20 protein-coding genes are annotated in these 18480 nt (G+C 58.1%); 14 read left to right on the forward strand and 6 right to left on the reverse strand.

What is annotated here, in order from left to right; all coding sequences use genetic code 11:
* Window positions 1-102 precede the first annotated feature (102 nt).
* Genes purL through grxD form a run of 4 tightly spaced genes read left to right on the forward strand, consistent with a single transcriptional unit; the run spans window position 103 to window position 3457 of the window.
* Entirely contained in the window at window positions 103-2262 is a 2160-nt protein-coding gene (gene purL / locus QWY83_RS06490; RefSeq protein WP_249945593.1) for a phosphoribosylformylglycinamidine synthase subunit PurL, read from the forward strand.
* Window positions 2263-2310: 48 nt separating this feature from the next.
* Window positions 2311-2793, forward strand: coding sequence for a hypothetical protein (locus QWY83_RS06495; RefSeq protein ID WP_249945592.1), 483 nt, complete (start codon window positions 2311-2313; stop codon window positions 2791-2793).
* Between the two features lie 57 nt (window positions 2794-2850).
* Entirely contained in the window at window positions 2851-3087 is a 237-nt protein-coding gene (locus QWY83_RS06500; protein WP_067545563.1) for a BolA/IbaG family iron-sulfur metabolism protein, read from the forward strand.
* A gap of 10 nt (window positions 3088-3097) precedes the next feature.
* On the forward strand, window positions 3098-3457 hold the full coding sequence (grxD, locus tag QWY83_RS06505; protein WP_105234884.1) for a Grx4 family monothiol glutaredoxin: 360 nt from the start codon (window positions 3098-3100) through the stop codon (window positions 3455-3457).
* Window positions 3458-3503: 46 nt separating this feature from the next.
* On the opposite strand, the gene QWY83_RS06510 is transcribed toward grxD, so the two are convergent.
* From QWY83_RS06510 to QWY83_RS06520, 3 genes are read right to left on the reverse strand one after another with little or no spacing between them, the layout of a single operon-like run.
* A complete protein-coding gene (locus QWY83_RS06510; protein WP_249945591.1) occupies window positions 3504-3839 on the reverse strand; it encodes an MliC family protein in 336 nt (111 codons plus the stop codon).
* Between the two features lie 3 nt (window positions 3840-3842).
* A complete protein-coding gene (locus tag QWY83_RS06515) occupies window positions 3843-4214 on the reverse strand; it encodes a cell division protein ZapA (protein WP_249945590.1) in 372 nt (123 codons plus the stop codon).
* On the reverse strand, window positions 4214-4717 hold the full coding sequence (locus tag QWY83_RS06520) for a hypothetical protein (protein ID WP_249945589.1): 504 nt from the start codon (window positions 4715-4717) through the stop codon (window positions 4214-4216). The genes QWY83_RS06515 and QWY83_RS06520 overlap by 1 nt, the downstream gene beginning before the upstream one ends.
* A gap of 218 nt (window positions 4718-4935) precedes the next feature.
* Here QWY83_RS06520 and tkt point away from each other — a divergent pair, with 218 nt between their 5' ends.
* Window positions 4936-6957 carry a transketolase gene (gene tkt / locus QWY83_RS06525; RefSeq protein WP_249945588.1) on the forward strand — a complete coding sequence of 674 codons (2022 nt, stop codon included), beginning with the start codon at window positions 4936-4938 and terminating at the stop codon, window positions 6955-6957.
* Between the two features lie 73 nt (window positions 6958-7030).
* Here tkt and QWY83_RS06530 read toward each other — a convergent pair whose 3' ends face one another.
* Complete coding sequence (locus QWY83_RS06530) at window positions 7031-7999, reverse strand: DUF808 domain-containing protein (protein WP_249945587.1); 969 nt, start codon at window positions 7997-7999, stop codon at window positions 7031-7033.
* 213 nt (window positions 8000-8212) lie between these two features.
* On the opposite strand from QWY83_RS06530, the gene gap (QWY83_RS06535) reads away from it, so the two are divergent.
* The 3 genes from gap (QWY83_RS06535) to gap (QWY83_RS06545) all read left to right on the forward strand — a co-directional run bounded on the left by gap (QWY83_RS06535) (window position 8213) and on the right by gap (QWY83_RS06545) (window position 10505).
* Window positions 8213-9214, forward strand: a complete 1002-nt coding sequence (gene gap / locus QWY83_RS06535) for a type I glyceraldehyde-3-phosphate dehydrogenase (RefSeq protein ID WP_249945747.1) — start codon at window positions 8213-8215, stop codon at window positions 9212-9214.
* Between the two features lie 41 nt (window positions 9215-9255).
* Window positions 9256-9396 carry a glyceraldehyde-3-phosphate dehydrogenase gene (locus tag QWY83_RS06540; RefSeq protein ID WP_105234878.1) on the forward strand — a complete coding sequence of 47 codons (141 nt, stop codon included), beginning with the start codon at window positions 9256-9258 and terminating at the stop codon, window positions 9394-9396.
* 107 nt (window positions 9397-9503) lie between these two features.
* Window positions 9504-10505, forward strand: a complete 1002-nt coding sequence (gene gap / locus QWY83_RS06545; protein WP_249945586.1) for a type I glyceraldehyde-3-phosphate dehydrogenase — start codon at window positions 9504-9506, stop codon at window positions 10503-10505.
* A 168-nt stretch (window positions 10506-10673) separates the two neighbouring features.
* Here gap (QWY83_RS06545) and QWY83_RS06550 read toward each other — a convergent pair whose 3' ends face one another.
* A complete protein-coding gene (locus QWY83_RS06550) occupies window positions 10674-11219 on the reverse strand; it encodes a peptidylprolyl isomerase (RefSeq protein WP_249945585.1) in 546 nt (181 codons plus the stop codon).
* A complete protein-coding gene (locus tag QWY83_RS06555) occupies window positions 11212-11721 on the reverse strand; it encodes a peptidylprolyl isomerase (RefSeq protein ID WP_105236333.1) in 510 nt (169 codons plus the stop codon). The genes QWY83_RS06550 and QWY83_RS06555 overlap by 8 nt, the downstream gene beginning before the upstream one ends.
* A 146-nt stretch (window positions 11722-11867) precedes the next feature.
* Between QWY83_RS06555 and QWY83_RS06560 the strand changes: the two genes are divergently transcribed.
* The 6 genes from QWY83_RS06560 to QWY83_RS06585 all read left to right on the forward strand — a co-directional run bounded on the left by QWY83_RS06560 (window position 11868) and on the right by QWY83_RS06585 (window position 18435).
* Window positions 11868-13043: a phosphoglycerate kinase gene (locus tag QWY83_RS06560; RefSeq protein WP_249945584.1), complete on the forward strand. Its 1176-nt coding sequence runs from the start codon at window positions 11868-11870 to the stop codon at window positions 13041-13043.
* Window positions 13044-13191: 148 nt separating this feature from the next.
* Entirely contained in the window at window positions 13192-14082 is an 891-nt protein-coding gene (locus QWY83_RS06565; RefSeq protein ID WP_249945583.1) for a fructose bisphosphate aldolase, read from the forward strand.
* A 149-nt stretch (window positions 14083-14231) separates the two neighbouring features.
* Window positions 14232-14534 carry an FtsB family cell division protein gene (locus tag QWY83_RS06570; protein WP_105234873.1) on the forward strand — a complete coding sequence of 101 codons (303 nt, stop codon included), beginning with the start codon at window positions 14232-14234 and terminating at the stop codon, window positions 14532-14534.
* 214 nt (window positions 14535-14748) lie between these two features.
* A complete protein-coding gene (pdhA, locus tag QWY83_RS06575) occupies window positions 14749-15738 on the forward strand; it encodes a pyruvate dehydrogenase (acetyl-transferring) E1 component subunit alpha (protein ID WP_067545602.1) in 990 nt (329 codons plus the stop codon).
* Between the two features lie 21 nt (window positions 15739-15759).
* Entirely contained in the window at window positions 15760-17124 is a 1365-nt protein-coding gene (locus tag QWY83_RS06580; RefSeq protein WP_249945582.1) for a pyruvate dehydrogenase complex E1 component subunit beta, read from the forward strand.
* Between the two features lie 12 nt (window positions 17125-17136).
* A complete protein-coding gene (locus QWY83_RS06585; RefSeq protein ID WP_249945581.1) occupies window positions 17137-18435 on the forward strand; it encodes a pyruvate dehydrogenase complex dihydrolipoamide acetyltransferase in 1299 nt (432 codons plus the stop codon).
* Window positions 18436-18480: the final 45 nt, after the last annotated feature.

Raw genomic sequence — 18480 nt, forward strand, 5'->3', positions numbered from 1 at the left:
TCGTCCCGGCGATTTTTTTTTGCCCTCGCGTCACCTGCGGGCCTTCCCCCCAAAGCCTGCTTGCCCTAATAGGACGGCACTTCCAGCCTGCGGGGAAAGACCATGGACGATCCGAAAATCACCGAAGACCTGATTGCTGCTCACGGCCTCAAGCCAGATGAGTATGAACGTATCCTCGAGATTATCGGACGAGAGCCGACATTTACCGAGCTCGGCATCTTCTCTGCGATGTGGAACGAACACTGTTCTTATAAGTCGTCCAAGAAATGGCTCCGTGGTCTGCCGACCAAAGGCCCGCAAGTGATCTGCGGTCCGGGCGAGAACGCTGGTGTTGTCGATATCGGCGACGGTCAGGCGATCGTGTTCAAAATGGAAAGCCATAACCACCCGTCCTACATCGAACCCTATCAGGGTGCGGCAACGGGCGTTGGCGGCATTCTGCGCGACGTATTCACCATGGGCGCCCGTCCGATTGCAGCGATGAACTCGCTCTCGTTCGGTGCTCCGGATCACCCGAAAACCAAACAGCTCGTCAACGGCGTGGTTGAGGGCGTTGGCGGCTACGGCAACTGTTTCGGCGTTCCGACCGTTGGTGGTGAGGTTCGCTTCCACCCTGCGTATAACGGCAACTGCCTCGTGAACGCTTTCGCGGCTGGACTCGCTGACGCGGACAAGATCTTCTACTCGGCGGCCTCTGGCGTCGGCATGCCTGTTGTGTACCTCGGTGCGAAAACAGGTCGCGACGGTGTTGGCGGTGCGACCATGGCATCGGCTGAATTCGACGACACCATCGAGGAAAAACGCCCCACCGTTCAGGTTGGTGACCCGTTCACTGAAAAACGCCTGATGGAAGCCTGCATGGAACTGATGCGCACGGGCGCTGTGATCTCCATTCAAGACATGGGTGCGGCTGGCCTCACCTGTTCCGCCGTTGAGATGGGCGACAAAGGTCACTTGGGCATTAAGCTGGAACTGGACCGCGTTCCCCAGCGTGAACCCAACATGACCGCCTACGAGATGATGCTCTCTGAATCCCAAGAGCGGATGCTCATGGTTCTGAACCCAGAGCTTGAGGCCGAAGCCCGCGCTGTGTTCGAAAAATGGGACCTCGATTTCGCAATCGTCGGTGAAACCATCGCCGAAGACCGTTTCGTCATCCTCCACGGCAACGAAGTCAAAGCGGACCTGCCGCTCTCAGAATTGTCGTCCTCGGCACCTGAATACGACCGTCCGTGGGTTCCGACTCCAGCTGCGGCACCGATGGCAGACGTTCCTGGCGTTGACGCGATTGACGGCCTGAAGGCGCTGATTTCGTCCCCGAACTACGCTGGCAAACAGTGGGTCTACGAACAATACGACAGCCAAGTTATGGGCGACACCGTTCGCAAACCGGGCTTGGGCGCTGGCATCGTGCGCATCCACGGCACCAATAAGGCTGTCGCCTTCACCTCGGACGTGACCCCGCGCTACGTGAAGGCAAACCCTGTTGAAGGCGGCAAACAAGCCGTTGCCGAAGCCTACCGCAACCTCTCTGCCGTTGGGGCAAAGCCGCTGGCAACCACCGACAACTTGAACTTTGGCAACCCTGAGAAGCCAGAGATCATGGGTCAGTTCGTTGGCGCTCTTCAGGGTATCGGTGAGGCCTGTATCGCGCTCGACACCCCGATCGTTTCGGGCAACGTATCGCTCTACAACGAAACCGATGGTCAAGGCATCCTGCCGACCCCGACCATCTGTGCTGTTGGCCTGATCGAGAACCTCGATGATGCGATCCTCGGCACTGCACGTGACGGTCACGTTCTGCTCTTGTTGGGCGAAACCGCTGGCCACCTCGGTCAGTCGGCCCTGCTCGCTGAAGTGTATAACCGCGAAGACGGCGATGCACCGCATGTTGATCTGGCTGCAGAAGCAGCCCACGGCGATTTCATCCGCGCAAACCGCGCGCTGATCAACGCTTGCACCGACCTTGCTGACGGTGGTCTGGCTCTGGCTGCGTTCGAGATGGCCGAAGCCGCTGGCGTTGGCGTCTCTCTAGACGCATCCGACACCCCGACCCTCTTTGGTGAGGATCAGGGCCGTTACCTGATCGCTTGCAGCTTTGATAAGGCCGAGGCGCTGATGATCGCCGCAGGTCAGGCAGGTGTGACCCTGCAGACCGTTGGTAAATTCGGTGGCACGGACGTGAGCTTTGGCGGGTCCTCCGCTCCGCTCGCAGAACTGACCGAGACCTTCCGGTCGTCGTTCTACACCGCGATCCACTAAGTCCGATCAGGCCCGCCACCGCGCGGGCCTTTTCGCCTCTGCCCATTGATGACGCTCCCTGACCTGAAATCCGACTGCATGAACTGCGCAGCGCTCTGCTGCGTGAGCCTCGTCTTGGACAAAGGCCCGATGTTCGCCATTGATAAGGCCGCAGGCACGCCCTGCCCCAATCTGGGCAAACACCTCTGCACCATTCACGACGATCTGGAACCACGCGGGTTCAAGGGCTGCACGCTCTATGACTGCGCGGGCGCGGGTCAGCGCGTCACCCAAGAACGCTTCAACGGCGAAAGCTGGCGTGATGCACCCGAACTGTTGCCCGCGATGATGCGTGATTTCGCGAACCTGCGTCCCGTCCATGAACGCATGACGATGCTGGTTGCCGCTGAAACCTACAATCTACCGCCGGAATTAGAGGCCCGCCGTGCAGGCCTCTTGCGGAAACTCTCGCGCCTTTGGGCCGATACCGCAGAGCAAAAAGCCGCCTTTGACGCCTTCCTCAGCGACATGCGTGAATTTGTCGACCGCTAATCGCTTGCGGCCCGTCCCGCGCCGTCCTACATCTAAGGTAAGACAGGAGGCCCACGAATGGCGATCACCGCAGAAGAAATCGAAAGCCTAATCCGCGAAGCATTCCCTGCTGCCAAAGTGCAGGTTCAGGGCGACGACGGTCAGCACTTTGCTGCCTACGTCGAAGACGAAAGCTTCCGCGATATGAACCGCGTCCAGCAGCAGCGCGCTGTCTACGCGGCGCTCAAGGGCAAAATGGACGGATCACAAGGCGAATTGCATGCTTTGGCACTGACCACCAAGGCACCGGACTAAGGAAAGACAGATGTCGACAGCTGACAAAATCAAAGAAACCGTCACCTCCAATGATGTTGTGCTCTATATGAAAGGCACAAAAACCATGCCGCAGTGTGGGTTCTCGTCCCGCGTTGCTGGCGTCCTGAACTTCATGGGCGTTGATTATGCCGACGTGAACGTTCTGGCTGACGAAGAAATCCGTCAGGGGATCAAAGAATACTCCGACTGGCCGACCATCCCGCAACTCTACGTCAAAGGCGAGTTCGTCGGCGGTTGCGACATCATCACAGAGATGACCCTCTCGGGCGAACTGGATGAGCTGTTTGAAAAAGAAGGCGTTGCCTTCGACAAAGAGAAAGCGGACCAAATCCGCGCTGCGAACCAGTAAATCGCAGACGATCTAATAGAAAAGGCGCCCAGTGAGGCGCCTTTTTTCATTCCGTCGATACGCGACTACAGGATTGGTAAACGACCGCTTCGTTGCCCGTGCCCGCATCATACCAGCCGAGCATCGCCTCGCGGTCCTTGACCCACCAGACATAGTCAGAAGCCACTGGCGAATTGCGGTAGCGTTTGCCTTCAGAGCTTGGCACGGCAGAGAGCATCGCAATATGCCCTTCGGCCATCACAACGGCCTGATCGGGGCCATCGGATTGCACATAGACCACATCCAATTTGATCTCGCGGTCGCAAATATAAATCGAATGGCTCAGCCCTGCGGCCTGCCCTGTTGCTGGCAACAACGCCAAAAGGGCCGCCGCAATACGCATGAGTTATGCCTTTAGTTTGTCGTCCACTTCATCCGCCAACGCTTCGGCTCGCGCAGCGAGTTCCTTGAGCGTGTCGGTCACAGCTGTTGGAACGACAGGAACCGCAACTTCTTTAGGGTTCGCGACTTTAAGTTCCAATTCCGCGATCTTGTCCTCGGCCTCGCGCAGACGGTCCTCAATTGCGACGGTTTTATCCGCCAGCAACAACCCCGACATCAGAAGAAGCTGCGATTCAGGCATACGCCCCGCTTGCGCGGCAAAGCTTGATGCTTCGGCGTCCAACAACGCAGCAGCCGATTGCAGGAACGATTCCTCGCCCTCCTGACAGGCCACTTCAAACGAACGACCCCCGATTTTAATCTCGACTTGCGGCATTATTTCGCCTCCTCGATCAAAGGTTTCAATTCGGCCAAAATGGTCGCGACCTCAGCCGCCTCAGCAGCACGCAGCGCCCGCAGTGCATCCAGTTCGGCTTGCATCGCGCGGTTGATCATCGCGGCATCAATCCCATCCGCCTCTGCCGCCTTCCGCAGATTTTCGCTCACATCCCGAAGGGCGGCATTTTCTTCGCGCAATTTTTCCAGGTCGGCCTCAAACGATTGAAGCTGTTCTTTCGCACGCTCAGCGCCACTGTTCAGGTCCGCAATCACGGTGTCCTGACGGGATTTGAGCACCTTAACGCGCTCTTCCAGCTGGGCGTTCACGTCCTTTTGGGCCGCCAATTCCGCCTCAAGCTGGGCCACACGGTCATCCCCTACAGGCGCCGCCGCAGGTGCATCACCCGTTACTACCGCTTTGTTTTCCAAGGCAGAAACGCCGCTGCGAATCCGGTCGAGGGCAGCGGAAATGCGCCCTTCAAGCTCTGATATCTCGGTCATCTGCGCGTCCTCCTAGGGCTTCTATAGCGTCGTTGGGGTCCATTGCCCCCGCGACAGGCCCGAATCGTGATCTCTTCTCCAAAGCCTAAGTCAATCGAGGCCAAGGGCAAAGGCCCAGCCTACGAACATCGCCAATGACTTAACGGTCCTGCTTGATCTTGTAGGACACCCTGTTATGACGCTGTAAACCAATCGCCCAACAGCAAAGGACCGGACACTTGGATATTGCTGCCCTGCGCGCCGCGCACCCCGATCACTGGATGAAAGCTGCGGCTATCCGCACCCTGACGCTCGATGCCGTTACGGCTGCGAACTCGGGCCACTCTGGTATGCCGATGGGCATGGCCGACGTGGCAACTGTGCTGTTCGAAAAGCACCTGAATTTTGACCCCAAGGCTCCGCTCTGGCCGAACCGCGACCGTTTCATTCTGTCGGCAGGTCACGGCTCTATGCTGATCTACTCCCTGCTCTACCTCACAGGTTACGCAGAAGTATCGCTCGACGAGATCAAGAACTTCCGTCAGTGGGGCGCGAAAACCGCTGGCCACCCAGAGAACTTCCTGCTCGACGGCGTTGAAGTGACCACTGGTCCGCTCGGCCAAGGTATCTCGAACTCTGTCGGTTTCGCGATGGCTGAAGAAATCCAGCGCGCACGTTTCGGCAAAAAGATCGTTGACCACTACACCTATGTGATCGCTGGCGACGGCTGCCTCATGGAAGGCGTGTCTCAAGAAGCTCTCGGTCTGGCTGGCAAACACGAACTGTCGCACCTGATCGTGTTCTGGGACAACAACAACATCACCATCGACGGTACTGTAGAGCTCTCCGACAAAACCGATCAGGTCGCACGTTTCCGCGCGTCTGGCTGGCATGTCGTTGAAATCGACGGCCACGATCCTGTTGCGATCGACGCAGCCATCGTTGAAGCGAAAAAAGACCCGCGTCCGTCGATGATCGCGTGCAAAACCCACATCGCACTGGGCCACGCTGCGCAAGACACCTCTAAAGGTCACGGCGCACTGACCGACAAAGAGCAACTCGCTGCTGCCAAAGCAAACTACGGCGTCAACTGGGGTTCGTTCGAAATCCCAGCAGACGTTAAGGCACAGTGGGAATCCTTCGGTGAACGCGGTGCTGCGGCTCGCGCTGACTGGGAAGCTGCATTTGCTGCGCTCTCGGCCAACAAACAAGCTGAATTCAACCGTCAGCTCGCTGGTGAAGCGCCGAAGAAACTCGCTGCTACCATCCGCGCCCTGAAAAAAGAGATCAGCGAAAAAGCACCCTCCGTTGCGACCCGTAAGTCGTCGGAAATGGTTCTGGCTGCTGTGAACCCGATCATGCCTGAAACCGTTGGTGGTTCGGCTGACCTCACCGGTTCGAACAACACCAAAACGGGCGATCTGGGCGTATTCGATCCTGAAAACCGCGCTGGCCGTTATGTCTACTGGGGCATCCGTGAACACGGTATGGCTGCTGCAATGAACGGTATGGCGCTGCACGGCGGCGTGCGTCCTTACGGCGGCACGTTCATGTGCTTCACCGACTACGCCCGTGGCGCAATGCGTCTCTCGGCTCTGTCGCACCTGCCTGTTGTCTATGTCATGACCCACGACTCCATCGGTCTGGGCGAAGACGGCCCGACCCACCAGCCCGTTGAACACCTCGCGATGCTGCGCGCGACCCCGAACACTCTCGTGTTCCGTCCTGCAGATACCGTGGAAACCGCTGAGGCATGGGAAATCGCGCTCACTCAGGACAAGACCCCATCGGTCCTCGCCCTGTCGCGCCAGAACCTGCCGACCGTTCGTACCGAACACAAAGCAAAGAACCTCGTCGCTCAGGGTGCATATGTCCTGAAAGACGCAGAAGCTGGCAAACGTCAGGCGATCCTGATGGCTACGGGTTCCGAGGTCGAAATCGCGCTCAAAGCGCGTGACATCCTCGAAGCCGCTGGCATCGGCACCCGCGTCGTGTCCGTTCCCTGCATGGAACTCTTCGACCAGCAGGACGAAGCCTACCGCAAAAAAGTGCTGCCCGCTGGACCCGTCCGCGTGGCTGTCGAAGCTGCCGTGCGTCAGGGCTGGGACAAATACCTGCTCGGCGAACGTGGCCGCGAACAGAAGGCTGGCTTTGTTGGTATGGACAGCTTTGGTGCCTCTGCTCCGGCAGAGACGCTCTACGAAAAATTCGGCATCACTGCCGAGGCTGTTGCAGAAAAAGTCAAAGCTCTCTTGGGCTAATCTGCACATCCCCGAAAACAAGAACGCCGCGCAGATCCTGCGCGGCGTTTTTATTTGTCTGGGTCGCTTTGGATTAATGCGCTGCCGAGGATCCTGTGACCTTGGCAATCAGTGGCCCGACCACTTTGGTCGCCACAGGGATCAGCGCCATGCCGTAGATCACCCCGATCACACCGTCACAAGCCGCCGTCACTGCCCACGCGACAAAGCCCGTAGCGACGCCAACAGCCTCAGACGCCACCGCTGCCAAATGATGGATGGCGTCATACGGCGCGTGCAGACCCAGATCGTGCAGCCCGTGGATCATGATGTTCCCACCAACCCAAAGCATCGCAAGCGTCCCGATAAACGACAGCGCCTTTAACAGCGGCGGCATCGCCTTCACGATCCCACGGCCAAACCCACGCGTCACCGACAGCCGTGCGTTCTGCGCGATATGCAGGCCCACGTCGTCCGCTTTTACGATCAGCGCAACGGTGCCATAGACCGCAAAGGTGATCCCAACAGCGATCACAGCCAGCGTCGCGGCCTCCATCCAGATGCTGCTCGCCTCAAGCGTCGAGAGCGCGATGGTCATGATCTCAGCCGAGAGGATAAAGTCGGTCTTGATCGCCCCCGCGACCTTTTCCTCTTCGAGGTGGGCGGGGTCTTTGATGTCCATGTCCTCTTCGACGCTATGATCGCCGTGCGGGAAGAAATGGTGGAACACCTTCTCTGCCCCTTCAAAACACAGATACGACCCGCCCAGCATCAGCAATGGCGTGATCGCTTGCGGTAGGAAATTCGACAGCAACAGCGCGATAGGCAGCAAGAACACCAGTTTGTTCTTCAGCGACCCAAGCGTGATCTTTCCGATCATCGGCAGTTCGCGGTCGGGCTTGAAACCCGTCACATAGCTCGGCGTGACAGCGGCATCGTCGATCAAAACACCCGCCGTTTTCGTCCCCGCCTTTGCCGCCGCTGACGCCACATCATCAACGCTCGCTGCTGCGACTTTGGCGATACCCGCCACATCGTCGAGCAGTGCCAGTAAACCACTCATGCCCACACCCCTATAGATTCGTTCTTCAATTGGATCGTTATCCTCACGGTATGACAACCCCGCGCTGTTGGCGCAAACCGTTAGCGCCAACCCCTGCGCCAACCACACTTTTATCGCTAACATATTAAACGCATTGCAGATTTTTCTTTGCCGCAAGGCAGCATGCCAGTACAGACCCTGCAAACGCTGACGCTGCAGAGGATGAAAAACGACATGACCGTTACCATCGGCATCAACGGGTTCGGCCGCATTGGCCGCTGCACCCTCGCCCACATCACCGAAGCTGCCCGCAATGACGTGCAAGTTGTCAAAATCAACGCCACTGGCCCGATTGAAACCAACGCACACCTGCTGAAATATGACAGCGTCCATGGCCGCTTTGGCTCTCCGGTTAAGGTGAGCGGCAACACCATGGATCTGGGCCGCGGCCCAATCGAAGTGATGTCGACCTACAACCCCGAAGAACTGGACTGGTCTGGCGTCGACGTGGTTCTGGAATGCACTGGTAACTTCAACGACGGTCAAAAATCGGCTGTTCACCTCGATCGCGGCGCGAAAAAGGTTCTGATTTCGGCGCCTGCGACCAACGTTCAGCGCACCGTTGTATATGGCGTCAACCACCGCCAATTGCTGGCTGACGACCGCATGGTATCGAACGGCTCTTGCACCACCAACTGCCTCGCTCCGCTGGCAAAGGTTCTCAACGACGCGATTGGCATTGAATCGGGCATCATGACCACGATCCACAGCTACACCGGCGACCAACCAACGCTCGACCGTCGTCACAAAGACCTCTACCGCGCACGCGCTGCGGCAATGGCGATGATCCCGACCTCCACGGGTGCGGCTAAGGCGCTGGGTGAAGTTCTCCCTGAAATGAAGGGCAAACTGGACGGTTCCGCTGTCCGCGTCCCGACCCCGAACGTATCCGCCGTTGACCTGTCGTTCATCGCAGAAAAATCGGTCACCGTTGATGAAGTAAACGAAATCGTCCGCGAAGCCGCCCAAGGCTACATGGGCATGGTTCTGGGCTACGACGCAGAACAGAAGGTTTCCATCGACTTCAACCACACCACTGAATCGTCGATCTTTGCCCCCGACCAGACCAAAGTCGTCGGCCGCATGGTTCGCGTCATGGCATGGTATGACAACGAATGGGGCTTCTCGGCACGTATGGCCGACGTTGCCGCCGCAATGGGCCGCCTCATTCACTAATCAATTGCATAGCGTCATGGCTGCGGGGTAAACCCGTGGCCATGAACAGCACAACGACCTACACGCTTTTCGCGTTGATCGTGACGGGTTTCGTCATCGATATGGCTCTCGGCCTCGGGGGCACCCTGTTTATCCTCAAAGAACTGTTTGATCTGACAGAATGGTTGGCATTCTGGCGCTGATTGCGCTGGTTTTGCCCTATTCACTGTTGACCTTTGGCGAGAAATCGCAATGTTAGCGCCAACGGAGAGAGTTAGCGCCAACATTACCCCGTTCTGGAGGACATCTTATGGCAGTCAAAGTCGCAATTAACGGTTTCGGTCGCATCGGCCGCAACGTCCTGCGCGCAATCGTTGAATCCGGCCGCACCGATATTGAGGTTGTAGCGATCAACGATCTGGGTCCGGTTGAAACCAACGCACACCTGATCCGCTTCGATTCTGTTCACGGTCGTTTCCCGAGTGAGGTGACCACCACCGAGGACACCATCGACGTCGGTCGTGGCCCGATCAAAGTGACCGCAATCCGCGATCCCAAAGAATTGCCTTGGGGCGATGTGGACATCGCGCTGGAATGCACTGGCATTTTCACCGACCGTGAAAAAGCAGCGTTCCACCTCGAAAACGGCTCGAAGCGCGTTCTCGTCTCGGCTCCATCGAGCGGTGCAGACAACACCATCGTTTACGGTGTGAACCACAACTCGCTGAAAGCTGACCAACTGGTTGTCTCGAACGCATCCTGCACCACGAACTGCCTGTCGCCTGTTGCCAAAGTGCTCAACGACAAGGTTGGAATCGTCAAAGGCTTCATGACCACCATCCACTCCTACACGGGTGACCAGCCGACGCTCGACACCATGCACAAGGACCTCTACCGCGGACGTGCGGCAGCAATGTCGATGATCCCGACCTCGACTGGCGCTGCTAAGGCCGTTGGCCTCGTGCTGCCGGAACTGAACGGCAAACTCGACGGCGTTGCGATCCGCGTGCCGACCCCGAACGTTTCGGTCGTTGACCTAACGTTCGAGGCCGCTCGCACCACCACCGTTGCTGAAATCAACGAAGCGATCATTGAGGCCTCGAACGGCGGGCTCAAAGGTATCCTCGGCTACACCAGCGTTCCAAACGTTTCGATCGACTTCAACCACGACCCACATTCGTCGACCTTCGCGCTCGACCAGACCAAAGTTATGGACGGCACCATGGTCCGCATCCTGACATGGTACGACAACGAATGGGGCTTCTCGAACCGCATGGCAGACACTGCCGTCGCGATGGGCAAGCTGATCTAATCAGCCCCTCTCAGAATACCAAAGGCCGCCCCGTCAATCGGGCGGCCTTTTTCGTTGCCCCTTTGTGCCTGAAATATCCCGGGGGTTTGGGGGCAGCGCCCCCATCACTTCAAATAAAAACGGGGGCCACTGCCCCCCGCTCTCAATCTCTCAGGTCTGAAGAACCGATCACTCGGTAACAGTCACCGATGCCATCATGTCAGGCTGACCGATCACGGCGCCGTTTGCGCCTTCACCGCGCTTAATCGCATCAACGATCTCCATGCCTTCGGTCACAGTGCCCACGACGGTGTAATCCCCGTTGAGGAAGTAGCCAGGCTGGAACATGATAAAGAACTGGCTATTGGCCGAGTTCGGATCAGCCGCGCGCGCCATACCAACGACACCACGGTCGAATGGCAGGGCCGAGAACTCCGCCGGAAGGTCAGGCAGGGTCGATCCACCCATACCCGCCATCGACATATCGCCGCCCATACGGCCGAACTCTACGTCACCCGTCTGCGCCATAAAGCCGTCAATCACGCGGTGGAACACCACACCATTGTAGAGCCCTTGGTTCGCCAGTTCGGTGATCCGCGCCACGTGCTGAGGCGCGACATCGTCGAGAAGGTCGATATGGAACGTGCCGTTTGCTTGACCCGAAACGGTCACATCCAACCCAGTTGCCAGCGCAGGGCCAGCCACCAAAGTCAGAACACACGCGAGCTTATACATCTGCGGCTACTTTCACGCTGATCATTTTGTCGGGATCGACGGGCGGTTCGCCACGAACGATCTTGTCGACAAATTCCATGCCCGACAGCACACGACCGTAGACGGTGTATTGGCCATTCAGGAAATGGTTGTCTTTGAAGTTGATAAAGAACTGGCTGTTGGCCGAGTTCGGGTTCATCGAACGGGCAGCACCCAGCGTGCCGCGATCGTGCGGCAGACGCGAAAACTCTGCAGGAAGGTCAGGCAGATCCGAACCACCCGTGCCGGCGCGGTTTTTGTTGTAGGCATCGCTGTCGATGTTGCCGTGCTCTACGTCGCCAGTTTGCGCCATGAAACCGTCGATCACGCGGTGGAACACAACGCCGTCATATTTGCCAGCGCGTGCCAGCTCTTTCATGCGGGCGGTATGTGCGGGCGCAACGTCAGCCAGAAGTTCAATCACAACCTGACCGTCTTTGAGCTCGATGATCACTGTGTTTTCAGGGTCTTTGATATCGGCCACGGGGACCTCCTTGATTTCGCGTTCTTTGCACACTGACATAAGCCTCTTGCACGTCCTTGCCAAGGGATGCTCCCAGACCTTGCGTTGAAAGGCGATAACGAGGATACCGCTATCAGATATCAACCCAAGATTTGACGGAGGCGCAGATGGCTTGGAAAACACTCGACGATATGGACCTCAATGGAAAACGCGTTCTGGTGCGCGTGGATATCAACGTCCCCGTCGAAAACGGCGTTGTGACCGACACAACCCGCATTGACCGCATCGTGCCCACCGTCAAAGACATCGTTGCCGCTGGCGGTATTCCGATCCTCCTCGCCCACTTCGGTCGCCCCAAAGGCAAAGTCGTGCCAGAGATGTCGCTGCGCGTGACCCTGCCCGCGCTTGAGGCCGCACTGGGATCGTCTGTGACCTTTATCGAAGTGCCCAACGCGGACGAGATGAAAGCCCTCACCCACGGCACCATCGTGCTGGTTGAGAACACCCGCTTCACCCCGATGGAAGAAGAGAACAACCCAGAGATGGCGAAATACCTCGCGACCTTGGGCGATATCTACTGCAACGACGCCTTCTCTGCCGCGCACCGCGCCCACGCCACCACCGAAGGCGTGGCTCACCTCCTGCCCTCTTGCGCGGGTCGCCTGATGGCCGAAGAACTCAGCGCATTGGAAAAGGCTCTCGGCTCGCCCGTGCGTCCCGTTGTGGCTGTTGTTGGCGGCGCGAAAGTCTCGACCAAGCTCGACCTCCTTGGCAACCTCGTGGGCAAAGTCGATCACCTCGTGATCGGCGGCGGTATGGCGAACACCTTCCTCGCCGCCCAAGGCATCAATGTCGGCAAATCGCTCTGCGAACATGATCTGGCCGATACTGCCCGCGACATCCTCGCCAAAGCCGCCGATGCTGGCTGCGAGATCATCCTGCCCCGCGATGTCGTCGTCGCCCGCGAGTTCAAAGCCAACGCTGACAACGAAACCGTTGCGCCAGAGTCGGTCCCCTCTGACGCGATGATCCTCGACGCTGGCCCCGAAACCGTCGCCTACATCAGCGAAGTTCTCGACCGCGCCGAAACCCTGATCTGGAACGGCCCTCTCGGTGCCTTCGAAATCGAACCCTTTGACGCCGCCACCAACGCCGCCGCGAAAAAAGCGGCAGAGCTGACCAAGGCTGGCAAACTCGTCTCCGTCGCGGGCGGGGGTGACACCGTCGCCGCCCTGAACAAAGCCGGCGCCGCAGAGGCCTTTACCTACATCTCCACCGCTGGCGGTGCCTTCCTTGAATGGATGGAAGGCAAGGTCCTCCCTGGCGTCGCAGCCCTCGAATGAAGCATTTTGAAAGAAAGTGAACAGTGATAGCGTTATCCTAAAAATCGTTATCGCTATCACATTTGCAACCTGCGCCCCGCTTTCCTACAAGCGGGGCGCAGGCCGTTTAAGGCCTTAAAAATTCTTAATATTTCACGAGGATTTAGTAATGAACCCGCAGATGGCCGCTAAGGTATCCGAAGGCAAAGGCTTTATCGCAGCTCTCGACCAGAGTGGCGGCTCGACCCCCAAGGCCCTGCGCCTCTACGGTGTTGAAGAAAGCGAATACAACGGCGACGCCGAGATGTTCGACATGATCCACCAGATGCGGTCGCGGATCATCAAATCCCCCTCCTTCACAGGCGACAAAATCGTCGGCGCGATCCTCTTTGAAATGACCATGGACCGCGACATTGACGGCACCCCGACCGCTGAATTCCTCTGGAACGCAAAATCGGTCGTGCCCTTCCTGAAAATCGACAAGGGTCTCGCAGACGAGGCAAACGGCGTTCAACTGATGAAACCGATGCCAGAGTTGGACACCCTGCTCGCGCGCGCCGTGACCAAAGGCATCTTTGGCACCAAAGAACGCTCGGTCATCAACGCTGCCAACGCCGAAGGCATCAAAGCCGTCGTCGCGCAGCAGTTTGAAATCGGTATGCAGGTTCTCTCGCACGGCCTGATGCCGATCATCGAGCCCGAAGTGAACATCACCATCGCCGATAAGGCCGAGGCCGAAACCATCCTGCGCGACGAAATCCTCGCTCAGCTGGACGCTCTGCCCGCCGACAAACAGGTGATGCTGAAACTCTCGCTCCCTTCGGTCGAAAACTTCTACAAACCGCTCGTCGATCATCCCCGCGTGATGAAAGTCGTCGCCCTCTCTGGTGGCTACTCCCGCAAGGACGCAAACGACCTCCTGTCGAAACAAACAGGCATGATCGCCTCCTTCTCGCGCGGCCTGACCGAAGGCCTCTCGGCCAAACAGTCTGATGCAGAATTTGACGCCATGCTCGCCGCATCGGTTGGCTCGATCTATGACGCTTCGGTTGCAGGCTAAAGACAAAGCGGGGCGCCTTCGGGCGCCCTGTTTCTTTCCTGACTCTACTCAAAAAAACTTTGCGAAATAACCCTTTGGGGGATTCACAAAACGAATCAGATGTGCGAATCTAGCGTCAACACCCGTCAGAGGTGATTTTGAGGCATGTTATGAATCGCAGCGCACGGCCCGCTATGGGCTCTGTTATTTACTTTACTGTTTTGATCCTTCTGGGTCTCTACTTCACCTTTGCCGCTGTGCAGGGTGAATACGGTGTCTTCCGCCGCGCTGAAATTGATGCCCAAGCCCGTGAATTGCAGGCCGACCTCGACGCGCTGAACGTCGAAGTGGCGCATATGCAAAACCTCACCCGCCGTCTCTCTGACAATTACCTCGACCTCGACCTTCTCGACGAACGCGCCCGCGATGTTCTCGGCATGGTCCGCTCGGACGAGATCGTAATCACCCGATAATCCTGCCTTTGTGCCCCCAATATCCCGGGGGTGAAGGCGCAGCCGAGGGGGCAGAGCCCCCTTTTCGCCCTTTGTTTACAGGGGCGTAACGCTGCCTTGCACGCCGTGCAACCCACCTATCCAACTCTGACCGATATTGACACTCGCTTTATAAATCCCAATCCTGTATAGATAGTTTAACACTAAACTATCGCCATCACAGGACGGAGGACCTATGGCCGCTAGAAAACCAGCCGCACAGGCAAACGTGTCCAAGGAAGAGCTGCTGAGCTACTACCGTGACATGCTTCTCATCCGCCGCTTCGAAGAAAAGGCCGGCCAGCTTTATGGCATGGGTCTTATCGGCGGCTTCTGTCACCTCTACATCGGTCAAGAAGCGGTCGTCGTCGGCCTCGAAGCTTGCACCAAAGAGGGCGACAAACGCGTCACCTCCTACCGCGACCACGGTCACATGCTCGCATGTGGTATGGATGCAAACGGTGTGATGGCAGAACTTACCGGCCGCGAAGGTGGCTACTCCAAAGGTAAGGGCGGCTCCATGCACATGTTCTCCAAGGAAAAGCACTTCTACGGCGGCCACGGCATCGTTGGCGCTCAGGTGCCGCTTGGTGCAGGTCTGGCCTTCTCGGACAAATACCGCGGCAACGACAACGTCACCTTCGCCTACTTCGGCGATGGCGCTGCGAACCAAGGTCAGGTTTACGAGACCTACAACATGGCGGAACTCTGGGACCTTCCGGTGATCTTCGTCATCGAGAACAACCAATACGCTATGGGCACCTCGGTGGCACGCTCCACCAAATCGACCTCGCTCTACGGTCGCGGCGAAGCTTACGGCATCAAAGGCGAAGAAGTTGACGGCATGTCCGTCCTCGCCGTCAAAGAGGCTGGCGAACGCGCTGTTGCGCACTGCCGCGCAGGCAAAGGCCCCTACATCCTAGAGGTCAAAACCTACCGCTACCGTGGCCACTCCATGTCGGACCCTGCGAAATACCGGACCCGCGAAGAAGTGCAGAAAATGCGCGAAGAGCGTGACCCGATCGAACAGATCCGCGCGATGTTGCTCACGGGCAGCCATGCTTCCGAGGACGATCTGAAAAAGATCGACAAGGAAATCAAAGACATCGTGAACGAGTCCGCCGAATTCGCGAAAACCAGCCCGGAACCAGCTCTTGATGAGCTGTGGACCGACATTTACGCGTAAGATCGAGAGAGGACATCACACATGGCAACCGAAATTCTCATGCCCGCCCTCTCTCCGACAATGGAAGAAGGCACTCTGGCCAAATGGCTGAAAAAAGAGGGCGACACCATTTCTGCGGGTGACATCATCGCAGAGATCGAAACCGACAAAGCTACGATGGAGTTCGAGGCCGTCGACGAAGGCATCATGGGCAAAATCCTGATCGCTGAAGGCACCGAAAACGTCAAAGTGAACACCCCTATCGCCGTTCTCGTTGAAGAAGGCGAAGAGGTTCCTGCGGACGCTGGCCAATCGGCACCTGCGGCTGAGGCTGCGGCCCCTGTTGCAGCGGCCCCTGCCCCTGCGGCGGCTGCTCCTGCAGTACCGAAGGTTGACCAGTCCCCCGACTGGCCCGAAGGCACCCCAATGAAGACTCAGACCGTCCGCGAAGCTCTGCGCGACGCGATGGCCGAAGAAATGCGCCGCGACCCCGACGTATTCCTCATGGGTGAAGAAGTTGGCGAATACCAAGGGGCGTATAAAATCTCCCAAGGTATGCTGGACGAATTCGGCTCTAAGCGCGTCATCGACACGCCGATCACCGAACACGGCTTTGCAGGTATCGCAACGGGTGCTGCATTCGGCGGTCTGAAACCGATCGTTGAATTCATGACCTTCAACTTTGCAATGCAGGCCATCGACCACATCATCAACTCGGCTGCTAAGACGCTCTATATGTCTGGCGGTCAGATGGGTGCGCCGATGGTGTTCCGTGGCCCGAACGGTGCAGCGGCTCGTGTGGGCGCGCAGCACTCTCAGGACTACGCAGCATGGTATGCGCAAATCCCTGGCCTCAAGGTCGTCATGCCCTACTCGGCTGCTGACTACAAAGGTCTGATGAAACAGGCGATCCGCGATCCGAACCCAGTGATCTTCCTCGAGAACGAAATCCTCTACGGTAAATCGTTCGAGGTTCCGGTGCTCGACGATTTCACCATCCCGTTCGGCAAGGCCAAAATCTGCCGCTCTGGTAACGACGTGACCATCGTGTCCTTCGGCATCGGCATGACCTACGCCCTCGAAGCCGCTGAAAAGCTGGCCGAAGAAGGCATCGACGCCGAAGTCATCGACCTGCGCACCCTGCGTCCATTGGACTACGACACCGTGATTGCTTCGGTGATGAAGACCAACCGCATGATCACCGTCGAAGAAGGCTGGCCCGTTGGCTCTATCGGCAACCACCTGTCGGCATATGTCATGACACACGCGTTCGACTACCTCGACGCGCCTGTCCTGAACTGCACCGGCAAGGACGTTCCGATGCCCTACGCGGCAAACCTCGAAAAGCACGCTCTTGTCACCACGGCTGAAGTCATCGACGCCGTGAAGCAAGTCACCTACCGCTAAGGAGACAGAGAAATGGCTACAGAAATTCTCATGCCCGCCCTGTCCCCCACGATGGAGGAAGGCACGCTGGCCAAATGGCTGGTCAAAGAGGGCGACGAAGTAAAATCGGGCGACATCATCGCTGAGATCGAAACCGACAAAGCCACCATGGAATTCGAAGCCGTGGACGAAGGCGTCGTTGGCAAGATCGTCATCGCTGAGGGCACCGAAGGCGTAAAGGTCAACAGCCTGATCGCAATCCTCGTCGAAGAGGGCGAAGAGGTTCCAGCAGCGGGCGCGTCTGCACCTGCTGCGGCCCCTGCGGCGGCGGCTCCTGTCGCGGCGACGGCTCCTGCGGCTGCGGCACCTGCCCCAGCAGCACCTATCAAAGACGGCAACCGCGTCTTTGCATCGCCGCTCGCGCGTCGCATCGCTGGTCAAAAAGGTCTCGACCTGTCTGCTATCGCTGGCTCTGGCCCGCGTGGTCGCATCGTGAAATCGGACGTTGAAGGTGCCACCGCTGCACCCAAAACTGCCGCTCCTGCTGCCGCTGCGACCGAGGCTCCCAAGGCTGCGGCTCCTGCTGCTGCCATGGCCCAAGGCCCGTCCACCGATGCCGTGCTCAAAATGTACGAAGGCACCGATTTCGAGGAAGTCAAACTCGACGGTATGCGCAAAACCATCGCTGCTCGCCTCACCGAGGCAAAGCAGTCGGTTCCGCACTTCTACCTGCGCCGCGACATCGAACTGGACGACCTGCTTGCCTTCCGCGCCCAGCTCAATGCGAAACTCGGCGACCGTGGCGTCAAACTCTCGGTCAACGATTTCATCATCAAAGCCTGCGCATTGGCCCTGCAACAGATCCCAGAAGCCAACGCTGTTTGGGCTGGCGACCGCGTGCTGAAGTTAAAAAACTCCGACGTGGCTGTGGCTGTAGCCATCGAAGGCGGCTTGTTCACTCCAGTTCTCAAAAACTCGGACAGCAAATCGCTCTCGGCTCTGTCGGCAGAGATGAAAGACCTCGCCAAACGTGCCCGCGACCGCAAACTCGCGCCGCATGAATATCAGGGCGGCTCCTTCGCGATCTCCAACCTCGGCATGTTCGGCATCGACAACTTCGACGCCATCATCAACCCGCCGCACTCTGGCATCCTCGCCGTTGGCGCGGGCGTGAAGAAACCTGTGGTTGGCGCTGACGACCAGATCAAAGTGGCGACAGTCATGTCCGTCACCCTCTCCGTTGACCACCGCGTGATCGACGGCGCACTGGGCGCACAACTCCTCGAGGCGATCAAAGCGAACCTCGAAAACCCGATTGCAATGCTAGCTTAATCAGCAGTCGATTGATACGAAAACGCCCCCGATTTCGGGGGCGTT

Origin of the sequence: Marivivens donghaensis (genome assembly GCF_030410045.1) — a bacterium.
Classification (GTDB): Bacteria; Pseudomonadota; Alphaproteobacteria; order Rhodobacterales; family Rhodobacteraceae; genus Marivivens; species Marivivens donghaensis.

Excerpts from the sequence above, each read along its gene's own strand:
- purL (WP_249945593.1), top strand. The coding sequence starts at position 103 with ATGGACGATCCGAAAATCACCGAAGACCTGATTGCTGCTCACGGCCTC.
- QWY83_RS06495 (WP_249945592.1), top strand. The coding sequence starts at position 2,311 with ATGACGCTCCCTGACCTGAAATCCGACTGCATGAACTGCGCAGCGCTC.
- QWY83_RS06500 (WP_067545563.1), top strand. The coding sequence starts at position 2,851 with ATGGCGATCACCGCAGAAGAAATCGAAAGCCTAATCCGCGAAGCATTC.
- grxD (WP_105234884.1), top strand. The coding sequence starts at position 3,098 with ATGTCGACAGCTGACAAAATCAAAGAAACCGTCACCTCCAATGATGTT.
- QWY83_RS06510 (WP_249945591.1), bottom strand. The coding sequence starts at position 3,839 with ATGCGTATTGCGGCGGCCCTTTTGGCGTTGTTGCCAGCAACAGGGCAG.
- QWY83_RS06515 (WP_249945590.1), bottom strand. The coding sequence starts at position 4,214 with ATGCCGCAAGTCGAGATTAAAATCGGGGGTCGTTCGTTTGAAGTGGCC.
- QWY83_RS06520 (WP_249945589.1), bottom strand. The coding sequence starts at position 4,717 with ATGACCGAGATATCAGAGCTTGAAGGGCGCATTTCCGCTGCCCTCGAC.
- QWY83_RS06530 (WP_249945587.1), bottom strand. The coding sequence starts at position 7,999 with ATGAGTGGTTTACTGGCACTGCTCGACGATGTGGCGGGTATCGCCAAA.
- gap (WP_249945747.1), top strand. The coding sequence starts at position 8,213 with ATGACCGTTACCATCGGCATCAACGGGTTCGGCCGCATTGGCCGCTGC.
- QWY83_RS06540 (WP_105234878.1), top strand. The coding sequence starts at position 9,256 with ATGAACAGCACAACGACCTACACGCTTTTCGCGTTGATCGTGACGGGT.
- gap (WP_249945586.1), top strand. The coding sequence starts at position 9,504 with ATGGCAGTCAAAGTCGCAATTAACGGTTTCGGTCGCATCGGCCGCAAC.
- QWY83_RS06550 (WP_249945585.1), bottom strand. The coding sequence starts at position 11,219 with ATGTATAAGCTCGCGTGTGTTCTGACTTTGGTGGCTGGCCCTGCGCTG.
- QWY83_RS06560 (WP_249945584.1), top strand. The coding sequence starts at position 11,868 with ATGGCTTGGAAAACACTCGACGATATGGACCTCAATGGAAAACGCGTT.
- QWY83_RS06565 (WP_249945583.1), top strand. The coding sequence starts at position 13,192 with ATGAACCCGCAGATGGCCGCTAAGGTATCCGAAGGCAAAGGCTTTATC.
- QWY83_RS06570 (WP_105234873.1), top strand. The coding sequence starts at position 14,232 with ATGAATCGCAGCGCACGGCCCGCTATGGGCTCTGTTATTTACTTTACT.
- pdhA (WP_067545602.1), top strand. The coding sequence starts at position 14,749 with ATGGCCGCTAGAAAACCAGCCGCACAGGCAAACGTGTCCAAGGAAGAG.
- QWY83_RS06580 (WP_249945582.1), top strand. The coding sequence starts at position 15,760 with ATGGCAACCGAAATTCTCATGCCCGCCCTCTCTCCGACAATGGAAGAA.
- QWY83_RS06585 (WP_249945581.1), top strand. The coding sequence starts at position 17,137 with ATGGCTACAGAAATTCTCATGCCCGCCCTGTCCCCCACGATGGAGGAA.